A 19,654-nucleotide genomic window follows, 5' to 3' on the forward strand; every position below is an offset into this window, starting at 1 on the left:
CAAGTACGCTTCGCCGGTGGCGTTCTCTACGGCAGCACCGACGCCGATACCGCCGCTGAGTTCGAAATTCAGTTGGTAGGGGTGAGCAACCTGCAAGCTACCGACCTGTTTGCCTGATAAAGGGTTCCTCTGGGACCCAAGCATCGAGAAACCCTGAATCGCAGGATTCAGGGTTTTTTATGCCAGCGGGAAAGCGAAGCCCCCCAGATATCCCCCCAAGTACCCAAATGCGAGATTCAGGGATTGATGCCCCGCCTTGATTCCAAGTCTCTCGCTAACTCGCATCATTCCAGTGGAAAACCAGGTTACGGGCTGCACCACTGCCAACATCGGCAACGTCATGCCGTGTTTCTCCGTGATGCGTCGCAATGACCGTGTACTTACCGGCAGGCAGTTTCACGTAGACCAGCGGACCGGCGTCGTTGAGCATCAGCACGGTCTGCCCCGGGGCTTTCTGAATAACCACATTCACGTCAGGAGCGTATTCATTTCCCGCTCCGACAGAGAACGTCATGTGCAGGTTATAGCCGGTGGTCTGCTGGATGGCCTTGGACTCATCCTCGCCAATACCGCCGGACAGGTAGGTAATGCCGTTTTGCTCCTGGCTTTGCACCTGCACCCCTGAACTGTCGATGGGCTCAAGGCTGGCGGCAGGTGATATCGCTGGAGACATCAACACGCCGACGGTGGTGAGAGGCAACAGGAGTGAATGAAGGTATTTCATGATGACGACTCCCGGGTTCTGCAGAACCCAATCGTTACACTCTTTGGATTTCCAGCCGGAGGGAGGGGTTTAGATTGATTTGGCCTGAGTACGAAACGTACTACGCCATTTGTTCCCCAGCCCTCGCCCAGCATCAGACATGACCTGCCGGCGAATCCGGTATTTCCTGCCCTTGAACAACGATTGCCCGATCAACAACCGCGTTGAGTCGAACGGATTGTTCATCAGCGGCATCAAGACTATCGTTGGCAGCTACCCGCAAAGGTCTGACGCCGATGAATTTGCAGGACACGCCTCCACTGGCCCCCACTCCCATCGAGTTGCCGCTGCCGGATATCCCCCCCGGCAAACCGTTCAAGGAAACCGCTCCGGACGGCTTCATCCTCGGTGGCTTCACCTGGCGACACCCTTCTCGGGACGCCGCTCGTCCGGTCGTGATCATCAATGCCGCCACCTCGGTCCGTTGTCGCCACTATTCGCGTTTTGCCGATTACCTGTTCGCCCACGGCTTCGACGTCATCACCTATGACTACCGCGGTATCGGCGAGTCGCGGCCGGCATCGCTGAAGGGGCTCCAGGCCTCGTGGACCGATTGGGGTTCGCTGGATTTCGAGGCGATGCTCAAGCGCGCGCAGCGTGAGTTCCCCGGGCAGCCTGTCGATGTGGTCGGCCACAGCTTTGGCGGCTGTGCAGCAGGCCTGGGGGCGTCCGGGCACCTGATCCGGCGCCTGGTGACGGTCGGAGCGCAATTCGCCTACTGGCGCGATTATGCGCCGGCCCATCGCTGGCGCATGTTCGGCAAGTGGCATGTACTGATGCCGCTGGTGACGATGATCTACGGCTACTTTCCGGGCAAACGCCTCGGCTGGCTGGAAGACACACCAGCCGGCGTAGTCCGTGACTGGAGCCTCTCCACCGCCCGCTACGAGAAGCGCTCCAGCGGCCGCACAATCAGCAAAACCGCCGGGCAACTGCCGTTTGCCGGCGTCACCGCGCAAACCCTGGCCATCAGCATCAGCGACGATCCCTACGGCACGATCCCGGCCATCGAACGCCTGCTCGACTACTTCACCGGCAGCACAAACTCTCACCTGCGTATCCATCCCGAAGACATCGGCGAAGAAGAAGTCGGACATTTCGCCTTTTTTCGCAGCGCATACCAAGCCACACTATGGCCCATTGCATTGGCCTGGCTGCAAAACGGCGAACTGGCCCCCGATACTCCCGGGCGGCGAGTGCCACGCAACTAAGTCTTTTGCCCTTTCAACGAATACGGAACGACGCCCATGGCCTCCGCCAACAAGCAGCAAAAACGCGCCTCCCGCGCCAAGGCCAAGGCCAAGCAGAACCGCACCCAGCGGGCTGCAGCGCCGGTGGAACTGGACCCGAACGACGATCGCATCGACTTCGAGTCGGTGGACCTGACCGACATGTTCAAAGAGATGATCGATGCACAAAAGATCAGCCAGCAGGCCATGTGCGCGGCCTTTCTGGAACATCCGCTTATCGCACTGGTACTGGAGCAGGAAGGTGAGGAAACAGCGACAGACTTCATCCTCGCTGCTCTGATCGAATATCGCCAATGGTCGGCCGAAACCGATGAGACCGGCGCACTGGCGTGGATCGAATCACCGGCCTTCCAGGCCGACTACGTGGCGGCGTCCGACGCCATTGCCGCGCAAACCCAACAGAAACCGAACTGAGTTCCCATGGCCTCCCTGAACAAGCAACAAAAACGCGCCAAGCGCGCAAAAGCCAAAGCCAAGCAGATCCGCATGGTCGGCAGAAAATCCATCATGGATCAGGACCTGCCCGAGTTCGGCGAGCCAATCCCGGAATACACCCTGGCGATGTTCAGCAAAATGCGCGACGCGGAAGCCGTCAGCCGCAGCGAAATGCTCTCGGTGTTGCTGACGAACCTCGCCTTTATCATCATCGACCATCCAGAACTGCTGGACATGGAAAACGCCGACGACGAAGGCATGGCTGCCACCCACCTGGCCGCGGACATGCTGATCGACTACCGCATGTGGGCCGACGGCATGGACCGCGACGCCGCCCAGGCATGGCTGAGCGAGCCTCAGTTCATCGCCGATTTCGGCGCTGCGCTGGATGTCTACCGCGAGTCGCTGGAAACGCCGGAAGAAAAAGCCGAGTAAGAGTTACGACTCAAACAAAAACGGCCGCTCGTCATCACTGACAGCGGCCGTTTTTGCATTACGCGGTATGGATCAGTTCAGCACTACCGCGCCACTCTTCTCCAGTTTGCGACGGCGAGCCACCAGCAAGCCGGCCGCTACCACCAGAGCACTGAGCAAGCCGGTCGCGAGAATTTCCACACGATGGGCATCCTGGAACAGCATGATGGTCAGGGCCGCAACGATGAAAACGATCACCGCGTAGGTCAGGCCCGGGAACAGCCACATGCTGAAGACGATTTTCTCACCACGAGCCATACGCTGCTTGCGCATGCGCAGTTGCGAAATCGCGATCACCAGGTACACCAGCAACGCGATGGCGCCGGAGCTTGCCAGCAGGAATTCGAACACGGCAGCCGGGGCCACGTAGTTGGCGAATGTTGCCAGGAACGCGGCGCCAGTGGACAGCATCACTGCCCAGTAAGGCGTGCCACTTTTGTTGGTGCGGGTGGACATGGCCGGTGCATCGCCGCGCTTGCCCAGGGAGAACAACATACGCGACGAGGTGTAGAGCGCCGAGTTCAGGCAGCTGGTCACTGCAACCAGTACCACGATGTCGACGATGATCTTGGCATTCGGGATGCCCATGCGCTCAAGCACGGTCTGGTAGGAGCCCAGGCTTGCCAGTACCGGGTCGTTCCAAGGTACCAGGGCCACAACGATGAAGATCGACACGAGGTAGAACAAGCCGATCCGCCAGATCACCGAGTTGGTGGCCTTGGAGATTTGCTTGCCAGGGTTCTTCGATTCCGCGGCCGCGATGGTCACGATCTCGGTGCCCATGAAGGAGAACATGGTGGTCAGGATCGCGCCCAGTACAGCGCCCATGCCGTTTGGCAGGAAGCCCTGGGTGTCGAACAAGTGCGAAACGCCGCTGACCTGGCTGTTCGGCAGGAAGCCGAAGATCGCCGCTACGCCGAGAATGATGAAACCGATGATGGCCAACACTTTGATCAGGGCAAACCAGAACTCGAATTCACCGTAGTTCTTCACGCTGAACAGGTTGGTCACGGTCAACAGCATCGTGATGACCAGGGCGAAGGCCCAGATGTCCACGCCAGGGAACCAGGCATGCAGGATGGTCGCGGCAGCGTTGGCTTCCAACGGGATCACCAGAACCCAGAACCACCAGTACAACCAGCCGATGGTGAAACCGGCCCAGTGACCGATCGCGCGGTCGGCGTAAGTCGAGAACGAACCGGTGTCCGGCGAGGCAACGGCCATTTCGCCGAGCATGCGCATCACCAGCACCACCAACATGCCGGCGGCGGCGTAAGCCAACAGAACAGCCGGACCTGCAGCGGCGATGGCGTGACCCGAGCCAACGAACAAGCCGGCGCCGATAACCCCGGCAATCGACAGCATGGTCACGTGGCGCGGTTTGAGCCCCTGTTCGAGGCCATTAGAGCTTTGGGTACTGCTCATTAAAACTACCTTTGTAAGGAGAAGCGAATGCGTGCATCCCGTTCGGCGGTCCTTCTCGTAAAAAGAAGCCAACAGGGCGTTCTGGATTCTGCACGCAATAATTGCGCCAAAATATTTCAAAACCCTCTAACCCGGCGATCTCGCCTCGAACGGACAGTCATCGCAACCCATTGAATTTAATGGCACTTCGCCAGAACGTTACCCAGCAACCCACTTTGTGGGGTGAATCAGCACACCGGAAACACACCTGAAAATGCCTCCGCGCACATTAAAAGTGCACAACCAGTGCATTTGGCCGGATAGCGCTTCCAACACCCTGTCAAAGCTGGCAACATCGCGCCTTTTTTTGCGGCAGCCACCGCGCTTTTTATCGGAAGGCAAGGTTCAAACGGCTGTTCGGTTGTTGATGGGGCGACAGTCTGCTGCGCCGATGCGACAACCTGCCACACGCCAGCCGTTTACCGTCCGTAGCGCTGTTGGCTGCCATTGAAACGCTATGCTAGGTTGGCCGCCTCGCCAGGAAGGCCGCCAACAGCAGGAGCGCAACATATATGAGGAACGCACATGGCTGAGGCCACGCCCGCGCTTGAAATCCGCAACTTGCACAAACGCTACGGTTCGCTGGAGGTGCTCAAAGGCATCTCGCTGACCGCCCGCGACGGCGATGTGATCTCGATCCTGGGTTCCTCCGGCTCCGGCAAGTCCACGTTCCTGCGGTGCATCAACCTGCTGGAAAACCCGCACCAGGGCCAGATCCTGGTCGCCGGCGAAGAACTCAAGCTCAAGGCCGCGAAGAACGGCGAACTGGTGGCCGCCGACGGCAAGCAGATCAATCGCCTGCGCAGCGAAATCGGTTTTGTGTTTCAAAACTTTAATCTGTGGCCACACATGAGCGTGCTCGACAACATCATCGAAGCCCCGCGCCGTGTACTCGGCCAGAGCAAGGCCGAAGCCATCGAAGTGGCCGAAGCCCTGCTGGCCAAGGTCGGCATCGCCGACAAGCGCCATGCCTACCCGGCGCAGTTGTCCGGCGGCCAGCAACAACGCGCGGCCATCGCCCGCACCCTGGCCATGCAGCCCAAGGTCATCCTGTTCGACGAGCCCACCTCGGCGCTTGACCCGGAAATGGTCCAGGAAGTACTTAATGTCATCCGCGCGCTGGCCGAAGAAGGCCGCACCATGCTGCTCGTGACCCACGAAATGGGCTTCGCCCGTCAGGTCTCCAGCGAAGTGGTGTTCCTCCACCAGGGCCTGGTAGAAGAGCAAGGATCGCCACAGCAGGTGTTCGAAAACCCGCTTTCGGCGCGCTGCAAACAATTCATGTCCAGCAACCGCTAACGGAGCTACCCACATGCAGAACTACAAAAAGGTCTTCCTGGCTGCCGCCGTCACCTTGGCGTTCAGCGCCGGTGCCATGGCCGAAACCCTGAAGATGGGCATCGAAGCGGCTTACCCGCCGTTCAACAATAAAGATGCCAGTGGCAATGTCGTCGGCTTCGACAAAGAGATCGGCGACGCCCTGTGCGCCAAGATGAAAGTCGAGTGCACCGTCGTGACCTCCGACTGGGACGGCATCATCCCGGCCCTGAACGCCAAGAAGTTCGACTTCCTGATTTCCTCGATGTCGATCACCGACGAGCGCAAGCAAGCGGTGGACTTCACCGACCCGTACTACTCCAACAAGCTGCAGTTCATCGCCAAGAAAGACATCGACTTCAAAACCGACAAGGCAGCGCTCAAAGGCAAGATCATTGGCGCCCAGCGCGCGACCCTGGCCGGTACCTTCCTGGAAGACAACTATGGTGACGACATCACCATCAAGCTCTACGACACCCAGGAAAACGCCTACCTCGACCTGACCTCCGGCCGCCTGGACGGCATCCTGGCCGACAAGTACGTCAACTACGAATGGCTGAAAAGCGACGCCGGCCGTAGCTACGAGTTCAAGGGCGATCCAGTGGAAGAAAGCGACAAGATCGGTATTGCCGTGCGCAAGAAGGACCCTATCCGCGAGAAGCTGAACGCCGCACTCAAAGAAATCGTCGCTGACGGCACCTACAAGAAGATCAACGACAAGTACTTCCCGTTCAGCATCTATTGATACTGACCTGCCTGACCGGCGCCTGATGGCGCCGGTTCTCGGCCTTGCCTGCCGCGATTTGAAAAGAAATCCATGATTATCGACCTCTACGGATTCGGCCCGGCGCTCGCCGCTGGCGCGCTGATGACTGTGAAACTGGCACTCTCGGCCCTGTGCCTGGGGCTGGTACTCGGTCTGCTCGGCGCCTTGGCCAAGACTTCCCCGTACAAGCCGCTGCAATGGCTTGGCGGCACTTATTCGACCCTGGTTCGCGGCATCCCGGAATTGCTCTGGGTGCTGTTGATCTACTTCGGCACGGTCAACCTGATGCGTGCCCTGGGCGAGTTCTTCGGCAACCCCGACCTTGAACTCAACGCCTTCGCCGCCGGCGTGATTGCGCTGGGCCTGTGCTTCGGCGCCTACGCCACGGAAGTGTTTCGCGGTGCGATCCTCGCCATTCCCAAAGGCCATCGTGAAGCCGGCGTGGCCCTGGGCCTGTCGAAGTGGCGCATCTTCACCAAGCTGATCATGCCGCAGATGTGGCGCATCGCCCTGCCCGGCCTTGGCAACCTGTTCATGATCCTGATGAAAGATACCGCGCTGGTGTCGGTGATCGGCCTGGAAGAAATCATGCGTCATGCGCAAATCGGCGTGACCGTCTCCAAACAGCCGTTCACCTTCTTTATGGTGGCTGCGTTCATGTACCTGGGCCTGACGGTGCTGGCGATGACCGGCATGCACTTCCTGGAAAAACGCGCCGCTCGCGGCTTCGCGAGGAGCACCCAATGAACTGGGAAGTCATCATCAAATGGCTGCCGAAACTGGCCCAGGGCGCAACCCTGACCCTGGAACTGGTGGCCATCGCCGTGATCGCCGGTTTGCTGCTAGCCATTCCACTGGGCATCGCCCGCTCGTCGCGCCTGTGGTGGGTGCGGGCATTTCCCTACGGCTACATCTTCTTTTTCCGGGGCACGCCGCTGCTGGTTCAACTGTTCCTGGTCTACTACGGCCTGGCGCAGTTCGACGCGATCCGTAACAGCTCGATGTGGCCGTACCTGCGCGATCCGTTCTGGTGCGCCACGGCGACCATGACCCTGCACACCGCGGCCTACATTGCGGAAATCCTGCGGGGCGCCATTCAGGCGATTCCACCGGGCGAGATCGAGGCGGCACGGGCGCTGGGCATGTCCAGACCCAAGGCGCTGTTCTACATCATCCTGCCGCGCGCCGCGCGCATCGGCCTGCCGGCCTACAGCAACGAAGTGATCCTGATGCTCAAGGCCAGCGCCCTGGCCAGCACCGTGACCCTGCTGGAACTGACCGGCATGGCCCGCACCATCATTGCCCGGACCTACCTGCCAGTGGAGATCTTCTTCGCCGCGGGCATGTTCTACCTGGTAATGGCTTACGTGCTGGTGCGCGGTTTCAAGCTGCTGGAGCGCTGGTTGCGCGTCGATGCCTGCCAAGGGCGTTGAAACCGGCGTGTTGACGGGCGAGGCCCTGCTCGCCCGTTTCACCGCGCTGGATGCTTTTCTGACAGAGCATCAGGCACTGTGGAAACCCCGGCCGTTCACTCATCTACGGCTACCCTGGGAAGCATCCTGCCCGGAGCTGGCCGCATGGCTACGTGAGCGAACGCTGGAAGACGCGGAAAACACTCACAACCAACCCGCCCTCCTTAATGCACCGGAACCCTTTGCTTCCCTGGCAAGGATGTCCGTCGTCTTGAGTGCTGTGGATAAATTGCCCGCACGCACGCTCGAAGCGGCGGGCCATCGATTGAACGTCGATGTGCCGGGGCGTAAATGGCAGCAGATCGAAGCCTTCGCCAGTCGGTTGCAGTTTTGCGAAGCACCGCAGCATTGGCTGGACTGGTGCTCGGGTAAGGGGCACTTGGGGCGCCGGCTGCTGCAACCCGGGCAACAACTGACGTGCCTGGAATACGACCCGGTACTGGTCACCAGCGGCCAGGCGCTCAGCCAGCGCCATCACCTGCATGCGCTGCATATCGAACAGGATGTGCTCGCGGCAGACGCATCTACGTTATTGAACGCGCACCACGCACCCGTCGCGCTTCACGCCTGCGGTGATTTGCATGTGCGGCTGATTCAACTCGCCAGCGCCACAGGCTGCAAACAACTCGCCATTGCGCCGTGCTGCTACAACCGGATCAGTCTTGCCCAATACTCGCCGATTTCCTCGGCCGCCAAAGGCTCCGGCCTACAACTTTCCCTCGACGACCTTGCCTTGCCCATGAGCGAAACCGTTACCGCCGGTGCACGCGTGCGACGTCAACGCGACACCTCCATGGCCCGACGACTGGGCTTCGACTTGCTACAACGGCAACTGCGCGGCCTGGACGAGTACCTGCCAACTCCTTCCCTGCCCAGCGCCTGGCTGGACAAACCCTTCGCCGATTACTGCCATCACCTGGCCGCACTCAAAGAGTTATCCACAATCGGCCCGCAAGATTGGCCAGCCCTCGAAGCTGCCGGTTGGCAGCGACTGGCCGAGGTGCGCAACCTTGAACTACTACGCGGACTTTTCCGACGCCCGCTAGAACTTTGGCTGGTCCTTGACCGGGCAATTTTCCTCGCCGAGCAGGGCTACAGCGTCCGCGTTGGCACCTTCTGCGAAACCCCGCTCACCCCGCGTAATTTCCTGCTCCTGGCCGAACGCGCTTAAACACACCCGACCTGTGGATAACTCTGTTGATGGAATTATCGTGGATCCAATATCCACGCCGGTTTCAGGGCAAAATCCATACTGTTCATTTTTTGTACACACGCATAAAAAATTGAAAAAACAGGTATTTGCGGACAAATGAGAACAGCTCCACAAATTCGGCCTAAACCTAGTGCGCCGCCAATGGCATTGTGCATAAGCATTTAATCAAAACGACATAAATGCCTAATCCCGGACCGCAGACAGGGGAAATTGCACCCTTTCATTACTCTTGATATACACACACGCAAGGGCGCCGGCAGCGCGGCCACAAACAAGAACATTTCTCCGACAGGATGCGCCAGTGACGTTCATTTCCTACGCACAGAATTTCGAAGACATACGCCTGTGGCGCGCCCTCAAAACCGTCGAGAGTGGCTTCTATATCGACGTCGGGGCAAATCATCCCACCCATGACTCAGTCACCAAGGCGTTCTACGACCATGGCTGGACCGGCATCAACGTCGAACCGATGCCCAACTACTACGAAGCCCTGAGCCAGCAACGCCCCAAGGACACCAACCTGCAATGCGTGGCCGGCGAAAGCGCCGACAGCCTGACCTTCTACGGCATCGCCGGCACCGGCCTCTCGACCGTCGACCCGGCCATGGCGCAGATGCACAAAGATGCCGGTATGGACGTGCGCAGCCAAACCGTCCAATCGCGCACCCTGACGTCCATTTGCGAAGAACACGCCCAGGGCCGCGCGATCCACTTCCTGAAAATCGATGTCGAAGGCCACGAAGAGACCGTCCTGCGCGGCATGGACTTCACCCAGTGGCGGCCGTGGGTCATCCTCATCGAAACCCCGTGGGAGCGCGACCAGACCTGGGAAACCCTCGTCACCGGTGCCGGCTACCAATCCATCCTGTTCGATGGCATCAATACCTACTACCTCGCCGAAGAACACCTGAACCTCAAACCCGCCTTTGACATCCCGCCGTGCAACCTGGACGAGTTCCAGTTCTGCAAAGGCCACAACTTCAGCCACCCTGTCAGCGACGCCGAAAACCAGCTCGCCGCCGCCCTGCAACGCGCCGAACAGGCCGAGGCACAGCTGCGCGCGATGCAAAACAGTCGAACCTGGCAAGCCATTCAGAAACTCAAGAAAACCCTGCTGCGCGCCTGACCTGAAGCCCGCGTAAAAATAGTCAAAATTCAGGGGTTTACAGAAGCCAGCCAATCGCTATAATCGTCGCCCTGACACGCCGGTATAGCTCAGATGGTAGAGCAACTGACTTGTAATCAGTAGGTCCCGGGTTCGATTCCTGGTGCCGGCACCATATAGAACAACGACTTAGGCTCACCTCACGGTGGGCCTTTTTCGTTTCTGGCTTCTGCCTGCTTCAATTTTCCCCGTTCGTTCCCCGTTTCGTGATCGCCTCTTCGTTAAGTTCTTGAGTCGCCTCAAAAATATTGGGGAGTCGCACAGCGCAACTCTTTATTGAGGCTCTACGGGAATTTTCGATCCGCTACGATTGGCAGCAACCGATTGCAGCCCCTCACTACAGGTGCCAATCAACCACCCTACCTGTCGCGATTGTCCACCATCCAATGTGCTACTGATTTCAAAAAACGGGGGAACGGGGGAACAGTGGGAACAACCAATGTTTCCGGGGCCTTTGGCGGGGGAACTTGTACCCCAGTGTTTTTTTGGGGGAACAGACACTGCCTGATCGACGGAGCAGCCAGGAGAGTTAACCAACCGAGTTAACCAGTTAACTAACTTTGGCGGGGTGCCGCTAACGAATTTGCGCGAGTCTTCGCACCCGTCCCTCACCCAAAATGCCAGGGTCCCCGGCGTGTTTTGGGAACGTGGTTGCTACGTCCATCGTCGCCGCGGTAATCCCTTTCATCATCACAACTGCCGACGCGCCGACCTCAACCAACACAAAATGCCTTTCGAAAATGCGCGCTGAATGTCGCTACCAGTTCGGAGTCGCCCTCGCGACATGCAAGGACTACCTCGCTTTCACAGCCCTCATCCTCGATTTCAATAGCATGTAGAGCAAATGCACGGACAATCGAAATAGGTAGAAGGGCAATCCCAAAACCGGCTTGGATCAACAATGGCTCTGTACTTTTCAACGAGTAGATCTGGGCTGGCTTCGGAGAAAAACCTGCCCGAGCACAGAGCTCAAAAGAGAGGTAGCTAAGCCCTCCGCGTTTCGGGTGGGCTATCGAAACAAAGTGTTCGTCCCGTAATTCGGCAAGCGTTATACATGTTCTGGACGACAGCGGATGGGAGACACCCACTGCAACCACGACCTGTTCCGTATAAAGCGGTAGGAGTGTGATGTCATTTGGTTGATGCAATACAGGCAATCGAAGCAAGCCGACATCGATGCGATTGTTCACCAAATTCATCAATTGCGTTTCAGATGATTCGCTCGATACCTCTACGCTAACTTCTGTTGCGTTCTCCAAATAAAGGTCGAGTACCTCTTTTAACTGCCCAATCAAGGGCACTGTACTGGCATGGCCAAGCCTGATTGTCCCGCTCTGGCCGTGACCTACCGATTTCGCAAGGCGGCCCGCACTTTCCACGTCAATCAGGATTGCCTTGGCTCTCGGCAGAAACGCTAATCCGGCAGGGGTGAGACGGGGTTGTCGCGCTGTGCGCTCAAATAATGGTGTCCCGAGATCGCCTTCCAGCTCCTTTATTTGTCGACTGAGCGCGGATTGAGCAATGAACAGTTTCTCAGCGGCCGAGCTGAAGCTCCCGCTTTCGGCGATCTCTACAAAATACCGCAACTGTTTCATCGAGATCATTTGAGCTATGCCGAAATGTGATAGGTGGTGCGTTTTTTCCATATTAGTGGAGTTTCACCCGCGTAGGTAGGGTGTGAAAACCACGTTAAGGAAAACTCCAAAATGCTAGACCTATTGCTCCACGCCCCGTTCGCCGGCTCCAGTCTGGCGATCATGTTTTTTACCATCACCCTGGCTTACGTGATTTTCGGTATCGCGGGATTTGGGACGGCCCTCATGGCGGGGCCGGTGTTGGTTTGCTACATGCCTCTTTCCCACGCTATTTCGCTACTAGTGCTGTTGGATTGTGTGGCGGCATTTGGAAAGCTGGCGCGCAACCATCGGAATGTGGTGCGTGGTGAACTGGCTAGGCTGGTGCCATTCATGGCGATTGGCAGCGTGGTGGGGATAACAGTGCTGCTTAAAACGAACTCGGATGCTCTGTTGCTAATGATGGGTTGCTTCGTAACCTTGTACGCCCTGTACATGTTGGCAAGGCCTATACGGGCTAGAGATTTGTCTGCTGTTTGGGCAGCACCGTTGGGGATTGGTGGGGGATTGTTTGGTGCCCTTTTTGGTAGTGGCGGCTTCCTCTATGCAATTTATTTGAACGGTCGAATACAGGCGAAGGAAAAGGCAAGTTCCACTCAAAGTACCCTCATCGGCATAAGCACCTTGGTACGTCTGTCCATGCTCACAATGGCTGGCGTCTACTCGGACCTTTCCCTGGTGCTGACGGCTATCTATTTGTTGCCAGCCTTGGTCATTGGGCTTTGGATTGGCGGTCACATCAACCTCAAAATGTCTCGGGACGCCTTCACCAGACTGATTAACCTCATCATCTTGGTGAGCGGCATTACGCTTGTTTATCGAGCTTACTTGGGCGGTATTGAGCTCTAAGGCTCGCGGGGGTGAAATCCCGGCAGGCTCTTGGTCTCTGCACTCAGTTATAGGCGTTTTAAATCCTTACCTATGGTTATTTTCTGAAAAACCTTGCAGGCCTTGATCTATAAGGCCTCCAGAGGATTACCATAATCTCCGGATCTAACACCGGTCAACCTGAGTCGTGACCAAATTGAACCCATATCTAACGGTCTGAGCGAAAGCCATTCGACATCGACCACAGCGGACATCTTCAATCAACGCAAAACGGACCGTAGGAGTCAGGCAGTTGGGCGGCTCTTGATCCATAAGCCAAATTGCTTCATCACCTCAACGACAGGCTCCAGGCGCCGGCCATCTTTAGTGAGTTCGTACTCGACCTTGACGGGCACTGTGGGATACACCGTGCGCTTAACAAGGCCGGCTTCTTCCAGGGCGCGCAGATCAAGCGTGAGCATCCGTTGCGATATCGCGGGGATATCGCGCCGCAAAACATTGAAGCGCTTCGGGCCATCCAGCAAATACGAAACCAGCAGCAGGCGCCAACGACCGCCCAACAAGCGCATCGCCTCTTCTACCGAGCAACCCGATATGTTGTCTTTCATGGTGAGGAAATCTCGAAGTGAATTAAGGTATATATTTTGTACCTACACCACAAAATAGTGCCTTCTTCCCATTTTATACCACGACTTTAGAATGCCCGGAGCTCCTTCCTCAGACGGGAAGCGAACATCTCCGCCACTTTCTGGAGTTCATAGATGAAGCTGTATTACATGCCAGCCGCATGCTCCCTCTCGCCCCACATTGTGCTGAACGAGCTTGGTATTGATGTCACCCTGATCAAGGTGGACAACAAAAAGCAGATCACTGAACTGGGTGACAGCTATCACGATGTGAACGAATTGGGTTACGTCCCCGTATTGGAGCTAGACGATGGCACACTCCTGCGTGAGGGGGCGGTGATCGTGCAGTATCTGGCAGACCAGCATCCGGAGATAGGTTTGGCACCAGCCAACGGCACCATGGATCGTTACCGACTGCAGGAATGGTTGAGCTTCCTGACTTCCGAGATCCACAAGGGTTTCATTCCGTTGCTGTACGCTGGTCTAGCCGGTAAGTACGTGAACACCGTCAAACCCAAGCTTGAAAAACGTTTCGCGTGGATCAATGAACAATTGGCCGATAGGCTGTTCCTGATGGGTGAAACCTTCACCGTGGTCGATGCTTATCTTTTCGCATTGATTGGCTGGGGGCAGGCTTCCTGGTTGAAGAGCTATTACCAGGCAGACATTCATTTCGACGGATTGAAAAACCTTCAAGCCTGGTATGGGCGAGTGTATGAGCGCCCTTCCGTTCAGAGGGCTCTCCGGGCGGAAAAATTGGAATGAGTAATCTGTCGGTAGGAGCGGCGAGTAACGCCTCCAGAGGTTTGTCAGAATCTCCGGATCTAACACCAGCCAACACGAGCCCTGACCGCAAAACCCTGTCGTCGGCGTCGTGGATGTGCCTTGCCGGGACGCTGAAAATGGTCCCAGGTGTCATTTTCAAACCTCGGCTTTAACAAATTGTGCTGTCGCCTCGCAGGCCCCGCCATTCGTGGCTTGCAGGCTGCTTTGCGAATCTTTAAATCTAACGCCTGTCTGCCCGCGAACAGACCCGAAGGCGCGTTCATCTAACTGGATGGGCCGATTTCAATTCCTCGTCTATGGTTGATTCTTGAATGGCCTCGCAGCTCTTACGTGGCGTGGCCTCCAGCGCATTGCCCGAATTTGTGTTTCTACCGTCCTTCAACCCGTGAATCTGGAAAACCCCTGCCGCGTGAATGGTTGTGCTTCGGTTCGTGTCGGCGGGTGCTTGCAAGAGATCGAACGTGACAGGCAGAAATTGGCCAGAAGTAGGCTCCCGCATACGCTCACCTAAAGTTTTTGTAGCCAATACTCAGGGTTGGTCAATTCTCAGTACATAAGCAGCACGCTAGTTCATGCCCCCTCGTATTCGCTGAGCAGGCTGTCGATGTTTACGGCAGTGACTGATGCATGCCGATTATCTCGGAGCCGAGACAGCTATCAACACCTACGCATTTTTGCTACATCTAGTCATTCATTTGACGACAAATACTTTTCATTTCATGACAGCCTCACTCCGCTAATACAGTGCTACAAATTCAATTAACAAACTTGCACAAAACGGATAAGTACCCAGCGAATTTTACACTTAGAAAATGTTTACAAATTAGATTTATCATACTAGGCTTTACCGAGGTGAGAAGAGGAGCTACTCATCTAGGGAGTTTTACAAGTAAAAGGAATGACATTTCATGTGCTAATTGCCGCTATTCAGACATCCTAAATTTCGAGCAACAAATCCCCGCCTGATTTTATATCCCGCATCCATAACGGGCACCTTGCAGTGCGCGATGCCTAGGGTATGAAAAATTAGTCGGATTTAATAGCGCATTGAATGTCTCATGCTAAAAAACGCATCAGCAAGTAAAACATGGAGCTGTAATGATCAATGAAAAGTTTGAAGTAACCGAAGATCAGGTGATGAAGTTTCGCAGGCAGGGCTTTCTTTTTCTCAAAGGCTTTTATAACAGAGATATAACTGGCTATTTGACGTCAACCATTGGCGATCGTATTTCCACTCCTACTGATAAGTATCAGAGCGGATTTAGCCGACTGGCATTTGATATGTATGATGGCGATCCGATGATTGCCAGCGTTATTCAAGACGACCACTTCAAACAAGTCATGAAAAAATTGACTGGTAAAACCATGTTTTTTGCCCAGGCTCTTTCCTTTGAGCTTGAAAAGATGAAAAACAAGGGGTTTCCTTGGCATATTGGTACGCAAAGCTTCGGCTATCACCAAGCGGAAGACTATGGCTGCACAATCTGGGCTCCCTTAGTAAATATCGACCCAAAAGGGCAACGAGGCGGTATGGCGTATGTCCCAAAAGACGCCGTATCGGGTGCGTTCATGTATGAACACGTCGATCCTTCGATCTTCCAACTTCTGTCGGAGCGGATTGAGCGAGGCGAGGAGACCACCATTGATGAGTTTGTACACCTTCGTGATGGCCCTTTGAATGATCCGGCGATTAAAAAGTTGTTGGACCATTTTGCCGTAGAGGACGAATTTGAGGTGGGTGACGCACTCATTTTCGACAAAAATGTCATTCACAGAAGCATCATGCTGGAGGAAGGCCCCGTAAGCTCGCGCGCAGCGTTTGTCATGCGTTTCTTCTGTGACACCAGTACCTATGACTATCGCCGCGCTCATGACCTTGAAATTCCCCGCGAACACTTCAAATACTCTGGTCCAACGCGCTTTCACTTGGAAGTCGCAAAGGAGCATGGCGAACTACTTGTTAATAGCCCATTCTTTGAAGGTCAAGAGTACCGCTCGTTAGAAACCTCGAAGTAAAATATATAATTAGAAGGGTTTATGCCCTTCTTTTGTTTTGCGTGGAGATAGGCAATGGAAGAATATCTTTTTTACGTGACGATATCATGCTTGACGATCGCCAGTCCGGGTCCAGGGGTGTTACTGACGCTAACAAACTCACTCACGTATGGACTGAAGAACGCTTTGCCTGGAATCTTAGGAGTAACTCTCGGCATGGGAGGGATCTCTATCATTGCAGCAAGCAGTGTCGGGGCGATTATTTCCAGTTCTGCCTGGATGATGAATGTCGTTAAACTATTAGGCGCGGCCTACTTAATTTACCTTGGGTTGAAACTCCTACGATCCAAGCCGAGGCTTCAAAAAAATCTGAATGAAATAACACATTCTGAGTGCACTCCAAGTGTGTTGGCTCGGTTCAGACAGGGCTTTTTCATTTCGATGCTTAACCCAAAGCCAATCGTTTTCTTTATGGCTCTTTTTCCGCAGTTTATAAAGGCAGATCAACCGTTCATCCCTCAATTCACATTATTGGCATCCACGTTTTGCACACTGGTGTTCTTAATTCACTTCACCTATGGATATATCGCCACGTCTGCACGACAAAAAGTTTCTCTTGGTAGAGGTTTTTTAATCGTCAATAGAATTGGGGGGATTGTGTTTATCTGCTTTTCAGCAGCCTTGATGTTCTCCATTAATTTTAGCTTGATGGTTGAAAGTGTGTGACGCCCACATATTATTTCTACTTCGACGTATAAACTTCCGACTTAAAGTGAGCTTTCATCTCTCAGCATAGAGAAGCGGATCTAAAGAACATACGCTATGTCACCTGGTTACGGCATTCATTGCGTACCAGGTTTTTCTGCACTTTTCAGTCGGATGAAACTCGAGTGTTGGTAGTGTGCAAATAAAAAGGCCGCCAGGATTTAACCCAGCGGCCTACGGTCACCTCAACGCCAGGGAATTAATCCGGCGTTGTCGCGTACTTGGCGGCCAGTTCCAAGGCCACCACGTCATCCATCACCGAACGCTCGAAAACCTCCATCTGAGCCGTCTCAACATCCTTCTCGCTGATCTGGCGTAGCAGGGCATACACTCGGCCCGGGTAATGCGTGGTCAGTACCTGCGCCGCCCATTGCGCCATGCGCGTGCGCTTAGCAATCTCTTCCCCGTTTTCCCCGTTCGTTCCCAGTTTCTCATGCAAAGGTAGGCTAACGAGTGAAACGTAGAAAGACGGAAAGTGCGTGAAAGCCCCATAAATGCTGGTTAGGTCGAGATAGGAGATACGTCATGAAACGGGGAAAAACATCCAGGCAGGCCGCTTGTAATCAGTAGGTCCCGGGTTTGATTCCCTGATGCCGGCACCATACAAAACAAAGCCCCTGCAGCAATGCAGGGGCTTTGTTGTTTCCGGGCTTTGAAAAATCGCTTTCAGTGACCCGCGCTCTGACCACCATCCACGTGCAAGATTTCGCCAGTAACAAACTTGGCGCCGTCCAGATACACGACCGCCTGCGCAATATCATCGACCTCGCCCATGTGCCCGACCGGGTGCAGATTGCCCAGTGCGGCGTGGGTTTCTTCGCCGTGCATCGGGGTCTTGATGATGCCTGGGCTGACCGCGTTCACCCGGATCCCGCGCTTGGCGTATTCGATGGCCAGGGATTTGGTGGCCGCGTTGAGGCCGCCCTTGGTCAGCGAAGCAAGTACCGATGGCACGCCGTCGATGGCGTGGTCCACCAGGCTGGTGGTGATATTGACGACGTGGCCGCTGCCTTGCTTTTCCATCTCGGCGATGGCGAGTTGGGTGATGTAGAAGAAGCCATTGAGGTTCACCGACAACACATTGGCGTAGTCTTCTGCGGTGTACGCGGTGAACGGCTTGGCGATGAAGATCCCGGCGTTGTTGACCAGGGTGTCGATGCGACCGAAACGGGACATCGCTTCACGGATGACCCGTTGGGCGGTTTCCGGCTCGCCGATGTCACCGGCCACGGTGAGAATGTCCGGATCGGTGGACGGCTTGATCGAACGCGAAGTGGCGACGATCCGATAACCGAGTTCACGAAAGGCTTTGACCATACCGTCGCCGAGACCTTGGGATGCGCCGGTGATAACGATGACTTTTTTCGAAATGCTCATGATGAAGACCTCTGACAATTAAAAGTGGGGTAGAAAATCTGTAATCAGGCGTCGGCCGGTGCCTTGGCCATTTCTCTCAACATCTGTTCGTAGTACTCGACCGATTGCGAACCGGACACCAGGTGGCGACCGTTCAGCACCATTGCCGGAACTGAGTTGATGCCGTGCTGCTGGTAGTAAGTTTCAAGTTCCCGCACCTCAGCGGCGAACGCATCGGACGCCAGCACCTCTTGTGCAGTTGCCCCGTCCAGCCCCGCTTCAGTCGCCAGACTCACCAGCGCCTGGTGATCACTCGGGTTCTGGCCTTCGCTGAAATAGCCCCGAAGCAGGACCTTCTTCAGCTCGACTTGCCGGCCTTCCTGCAACGCCCACAACAACAAACGGTGCGCATCAAAGGTGTTGTAGAAGTGCGTACGCTTCTCCAGATCGAACTTGAAGCCGATGGCCTCGCCGCGAGCGATCTGCATGGCCTTGCCGGCAGCGACGTCTTCAGCAGTGCGCCCGTATTTACGCATCAAGTGCTCGACCGCTGGCTCACCTTCGGCCGGCATGTTCGGGTTCAATTCGAACGGCTTGTAGGTCAGCTCGACCGAGACTTCCCCGGCCACGTTCTCGATCGCCTGCTCCAGCGCCGTCGCCCCCAATGCGCACCAGGGGCACACCACATCGGAGATGAAATCGATGGTGACGGAGGACGTCATGACTGCCCCTCCGCCTCGGCCAGTTGCTTGCGGTACTGGGTAGTGGTGATGCCGGCGTAACCCCAGTTATCGGTGTCGACTTCCTCGATCACGATGTGGGTCAGGTCAGGGCGCTTGTTGAGGACGCGTTCCAGTGTTTCAGTGATTTCGGCGATCACCTGAGCTTTCTGCTCAGTGGTAACGCCATCGCGAGTGATGCGTACGGTTACGAAAGGCATGTGGGCAACTCCAGTGACCTTCCCGTCGGGATGATGGGAGAGGCGTTGGAGATGAATGTATGGGGTTGGCGGGAGGGGATAAAGGTGGGGGCGGGAACTTCATTCGTTACGTGGTGTAATGATTACTGTAGGACTCTATGCCGTTTTTTCTGTCGTCCATTTGCTTACGTGTCGCAATTTTCCACTTTTTGCGACACGTCTTCGGGACATGTCGCTGCGGGCGACACGTTCGCGTTGAAGCGCGAATGCATTTGTTAAGGCTTACCCTCCGCGATAGGGCTGACGCGGCTCTCATTCATTTCGCGAACAGACGCCGGCAAGTCCTTCTGAAACTGATTTGTTCGATATCCTCTAGCGCGAAACCGACTGCCATCAGGTGGCGATAGTCGGCGTTAGGAACCCCGT

The 19,654-nt window shown here is 55.8% G+C and carries 21 protein-coding genes and 1 tRNA gene; 14 read left to right on the plus strand and 8 right to left on the minus strand.

Annotated elements, in window-relative coordinates; genetic code table 11:
* Nucleotides 1-274 precede the first annotated feature (274 nt).
* Complete coding sequence (locus tag AC07W4_RS08840; RefSeq protein ID WP_495032173.1) at nt 275-724, minus strand: carboxypeptidase regulatory-like domain-containing protein; 450 nt, start codon at nt 722-724, stop codon at nt 275-277.
* A gap of 275 nt (nt 725-999) precedes the next feature.
* Here AC07W4_RS08840 and AC07W4_RS08845 point away from each other — a divergent pair, with 275 nt between their 5' ends.
* From AC07W4_RS08845 to AC07W4_RS08855, 3 genes are read left to right on the plus strand one after another with little or no spacing between them, the layout of a single operon-like run.
* Complete coding sequence (locus AC07W4_RS08845) at nt 1,000-1,974, plus strand: alpha/beta hydrolase family protein (protein WP_495032174.1); 975 nt, start codon at nt 1,000-1,002, stop codon at nt 1,972-1,974.
* Between the two features lie 36 nt (nt 1,975-2,010).
* Nucleotides 2,011-2,427, plus strand: coding sequence for a hypothetical protein (locus tag AC07W4_RS08850; RefSeq protein WP_495032175.1), 417 nt, complete (start codon nt 2,011-2,013; stop codon nt 2,425-2,427).
* Nucleotides 2,428-2,433: 6 nt separating this feature from the next.
* On the plus strand, nt 2,434-2,883 hold the full coding sequence (locus AC07W4_RS08855) for a hypothetical protein (protein WP_495032176.1): 450 nt from the start codon (nt 2,434-2,436) through the stop codon (nt 2,881-2,883).
* A 72-nt stretch (nt 2,884-2,955) separates the two neighbouring features.
* On the opposite strand, the gene gabP is transcribed toward AC07W4_RS08855, so the two are convergent.
* On the minus strand, nt 2,956-4,347 hold the full coding sequence (gene gabP, locus AC07W4_RS08860; protein ID WP_495032177.1) for a GABA permease: 1,392 nt from the start codon (nt 4,345-4,347) through the stop codon (nt 2,956-2,958).
* A gap of 564 nt (nt 4,348-4,911) precedes the next feature.
* On the opposite strand from gabP, the gene AC07W4_RS08865 reads away from it, so the two are divergent.
* The 7 genes from AC07W4_RS08865 to AC07W4_RS08895 all read left to right on the plus strand — a co-directional run bounded on the left by AC07W4_RS08865 (nt 4,912) and on the right by AC07W4_RS08895 (nt 10,434).
* Nucleotides 4,912-5,685 carry an ABC transporter ATP-binding protein gene (locus AC07W4_RS08865; protein WP_007972784.1) on the plus strand — a complete coding sequence of 258 codons (774 nt, stop codon included), beginning with the start codon at nt 4,912-4,914 and terminating at the stop codon, nt 5,683-5,685.
* Between the two features lie 13 nt (nt 5,686-5,698).
* Nucleotides 5,699-6,448, plus strand: a complete 750-nt coding sequence (locus AC07W4_RS08870) for an ABC transporter substrate-binding protein (protein ID WP_489386872.1) — start codon at nt 5,699-5,701, stop codon at nt 6,446-6,448.
* A gap of 72 nt (nt 6,449-6,520) precedes the next feature.
* On the plus strand, nt 6,521-7,216 hold the full coding sequence (locus AC07W4_RS08875; protein ID WP_008046524.1) for an ABC transporter permease: 696 nt from the start codon (nt 6,521-6,523) through the stop codon (nt 7,214-7,216).
* Nucleotides 7,213-7,902, plus strand: coding sequence for an ABC transporter permease (locus AC07W4_RS08880; protein WP_008046525.1), 690 nt, complete (start codon nt 7,213-7,215; stop codon nt 7,900-7,902). Before AC07W4_RS08875 ends, AC07W4_RS08880 begins: the two co-directional genes overlap by 4 nt.
* Nucleotides 7,883-9,112 (plus strand): methyltransferase, encoded by a 1,230-nt coding sequence (locus tag AC07W4_RS08885; protein WP_495032178.1) that lies wholly within the window; start codon nt 7,883-7,885, stop codon nt 9,110-9,112. The genes AC07W4_RS08880 and AC07W4_RS08885 overlap by 20 nt, the downstream gene beginning before the upstream one ends.
* 343 nt (nt 9,113-9,455) lie before the next feature.
* Nucleotides 9,456-10,280, plus strand: coding sequence for an FkbM family methyltransferase (locus tag AC07W4_RS08890; RefSeq protein WP_495032179.1), 825 nt, complete (start codon nt 9,456-9,458; stop codon nt 10,278-10,280).
* A gap of 78 nt (nt 10,281-10,358) precedes the next feature.
* Nucleotides 10,359-10,434 (plus strand) — tRNA-Thr (locus AC07W4_RS08895).
* A gap of 598 nt (nt 10,435-11,032) precedes the next feature.
* Here AC07W4_RS08895 and AC07W4_RS08900 read toward each other — a convergent pair.
* Nucleotides 11,033-11,923 carry a LysR family transcriptional regulator gene (locus tag AC07W4_RS08900; protein ID WP_495032271.1) on the minus strand — a complete coding sequence of 297 codons (891 nt, stop codon included), beginning with the start codon at nt 11,921-11,923 and terminating at the stop codon, nt 11,033-11,035.
* 102 nt (nt 11,924-12,025) lie between these two features.
* On the opposite strand from AC07W4_RS08900, the gene AC07W4_RS08905 reads away from it, so the two are divergent.
* Nucleotides 12,026-12,802: a sulfite exporter TauE/SafE family protein gene (locus tag AC07W4_RS08905; RefSeq protein WP_495032180.1), complete on the plus strand. Its 777-nt coding sequence runs from the start codon at nt 12,026-12,028 to the stop codon at nt 12,800-12,802.
* Nucleotides 12,803-13,065: 263 nt separating this feature from the next.
* On the opposite strand, the gene AC07W4_RS08910 is transcribed toward AC07W4_RS08905, so the two are convergent.
* A complete protein-coding gene (locus AC07W4_RS08910; protein WP_495032181.1) occupies nt 13,066-13,389 on the minus strand; it encodes a winged helix-turn-helix transcriptional regulator in 324 nt (107 codons plus the stop codon).
* 153 nt (nt 13,390-13,542) lie between these two features.
* Between AC07W4_RS08910 and gstA the strand changes: the two genes are divergently transcribed.
* The 3 genes from gstA to AC07W4_RS08925 all read left to right on the plus strand — a co-directional run bounded on the left by gstA (nt 13,543) and on the right by AC07W4_RS08925 (nt 16,914).
* Nucleotides 13,543-14,172 carry a glutathione transferase GstA gene (gstA, locus tag AC07W4_RS08915; RefSeq protein ID WP_495032182.1) on the plus strand — a complete coding sequence of 210 codons (630 nt, stop codon included), beginning with the start codon at nt 13,543-13,545 and terminating at the stop codon, nt 14,170-14,172.
* 1,119 nt (nt 14,173-15,291) lie between these two features.
* Nucleotides 15,292-16,209: a phytanoyl-CoA dioxygenase family protein gene (locus AC07W4_RS08920; RefSeq protein WP_495032183.1), complete on the plus strand. Its 918-nt coding sequence runs from the start codon at nt 15,292-15,294 to the stop codon at nt 16,207-16,209.
* 54 nt (nt 16,210-16,263) lie between these two features.
* Nucleotides 16,264-16,914: a LysE family translocator gene (locus tag AC07W4_RS08925; protein WP_495032184.1), complete on the plus strand. Its 651-nt coding sequence runs from the start codon at nt 16,264-16,266 to the stop codon at nt 16,912-16,914.
* A 238-nt stretch (nt 16,915-17,152) separates the two neighbouring features.
* Here the strand turns inward: AC07W4_RS08925 and AC07W4_RS08930 are convergent, their stop codons facing one another.
* The 4 genes from AC07W4_RS08930 to AC07W4_RS08945 all read right to left on the minus strand — a co-directional run bounded on the left by AC07W4_RS08930 (nt 17,153) and on the right by AC07W4_RS08945 (nt 19,249).
* Nucleotides 17,153-17,392, minus strand: a complete 240-nt coding sequence (locus tag AC07W4_RS08930; RefSeq protein WP_495032185.1) for a hypothetical protein — start codon at nt 17,390-17,392, stop codon at nt 17,153-17,155.
* A gap of 227 nt (nt 17,393-17,619) precedes the next feature.
* The gene (locus AC07W4_RS08935) at nt 17,620-18,330 is read right to left on the minus strand and encodes an SDR family NAD(P)-dependent oxidoreductase (protein ID WP_495032186.1); all 711 of its coding nucleotides are present in this window, start codon (nt 18,328-18,330) and stop codon (nt 17,620-17,622) included.
* Nucleotides 18,331-18,374: 44 nt separating this feature from the next.
* Nucleotides 18,375-19,031, minus strand: a complete 657-nt coding sequence (locus tag AC07W4_RS08940) for a DsbA family oxidoreductase (protein ID WP_495032187.1) — start codon at nt 19,029-19,031, stop codon at nt 18,375-18,377.
* Nucleotides 19,028-19,249 carry a tautomerase family protein gene (locus tag AC07W4_RS08945; RefSeq protein WP_008046542.1) on the minus strand — a complete coding sequence of 74 codons (222 nt, stop codon included), beginning with the start codon at nt 19,247-19,249 and terminating at the stop codon, nt 19,028-19,030. Before AC07W4_RS08945 ends, AC07W4_RS08940 begins: the two co-directional genes overlap by 4 nt.
* Nucleotides 19,250-19,654 lie beyond the last annotated feature (405 nt).

The sequence above is a fragment of the Pseudomonas sp. GW821-FHT02A08 genome, assembly GCF_059422045.1.

Bases quoted from the DNA above. Each gene is read 5' to 3' on its own strand.
- AC07W4_RS08840 (WP_495032173.1), bottom strand. From the start codon at position 724: ATGAAATACCTTCATTCACTCCTGTTGCCTCTCACCACCGTCGGCGTG.
- AC07W4_RS08845 (WP_495032174.1), top strand. From the start codon at position 1,000: ATGAATTTGCAGGACACGCCTCCACTGGCCCCCACTCCCATCGAGTTG.
- AC07W4_RS08850 (WP_495032175.1), top strand. From the start codon at position 2,011: ATGGCCTCCGCCAACAAGCAGCAAAAACGCGCCTCCCGCGCCAAGGCC.
- AC07W4_RS08855 (WP_495032176.1), top strand. From the start codon at position 2,434: ATGGCCTCCCTGAACAAGCAACAAAAACGCGCCAAGCGCGCAAAAGCC.
- gabP (WP_495032177.1), bottom strand. From the start codon at position 4,347: ATGAGCAGTACCCAAAGCTCTAATGGCCTCGAACAGGGGCTCAAACCG.
- AC07W4_RS08865 (WP_007972784.1), top strand. From the start codon at position 4,912: ATGGCTGAGGCCACGCCCGCGCTTGAAATCCGCAACTTGCACAAACGC.
- AC07W4_RS08870 (WP_489386872.1), top strand. From the start codon at position 5,699: ATGCAGAACTACAAAAAGGTCTTCCTGGCTGCCGCCGTCACCTTGGCG.
- AC07W4_RS08875 (WP_008046524.1), top strand. From the start codon at position 6,521: ATGATTATCGACCTCTACGGATTCGGCCCGGCGCTCGCCGCTGGCGCG.
- AC07W4_RS08880 (WP_008046525.1), top strand. From the start codon at position 7,213: ATGAACTGGGAAGTCATCATCAAATGGCTGCCGAAACTGGCCCAGGGC.
- AC07W4_RS08885 (WP_495032178.1), top strand. From the start codon at position 7,883: ATGCCTGCCAAGGGCGTTGAAACCGGCGTGTTGACGGGCGAGGCCCTG.
- AC07W4_RS08900 (WP_495032271.1), bottom strand. From the start codon at position 11,923: ATGATCTCGATGAAACAGTTGCGGTATTTTGTAGAGATCGCCGAAAGC.
- AC07W4_RS08905 (WP_495032180.1), top strand. From the start codon at position 12,026: ATGCTAGACCTATTGCTCCACGCCCCGTTCGCCGGCTCCAGTCTGGCG.
- AC07W4_RS08910 (WP_495032181.1), bottom strand. From the start codon at position 13,389: ATGAAAGACAACATATCGGGTTGCTCGGTAGAAGAGGCGATGCGCTTG.
- gstA (WP_495032182.1), top strand. From the start codon at position 13,543: ATGAAGCTGTATTACATGCCAGCCGCATGCTCCCTCTCGCCCCACATT.
- AC07W4_RS08920 (WP_495032183.1), top strand. From the start codon at position 15,292: ATGATCAATGAAAAGTTTGAAGTAACCGAAGATCAGGTGATGAAGTTT.
- AC07W4_RS08925 (WP_495032184.1), top strand. From the start codon at position 16,264: ATGGAAGAATATCTTTTTTACGTGACGATATCATGCTTGACGATCGCC.
- AC07W4_RS08935 (WP_495032186.1), bottom strand. From the start codon at position 18,330: ATGAGCATTTCGAAAAAAGTCATCGTTATCACCGGCGCATCCCAAGGT.
- AC07W4_RS08940 (WP_495032187.1), bottom strand. From the start codon at position 19,031: ATGACGTCCTCCGTCACCATCGATTTCATCTCCGATGTGGTGTGCCCC.
- AC07W4_RS08945 (WP_008046542.1), bottom strand. From the start codon at position 19,249: ATGCCTTTCGTAACCGTACGCATCACTCGCGATGGCGTTACCACTGAG.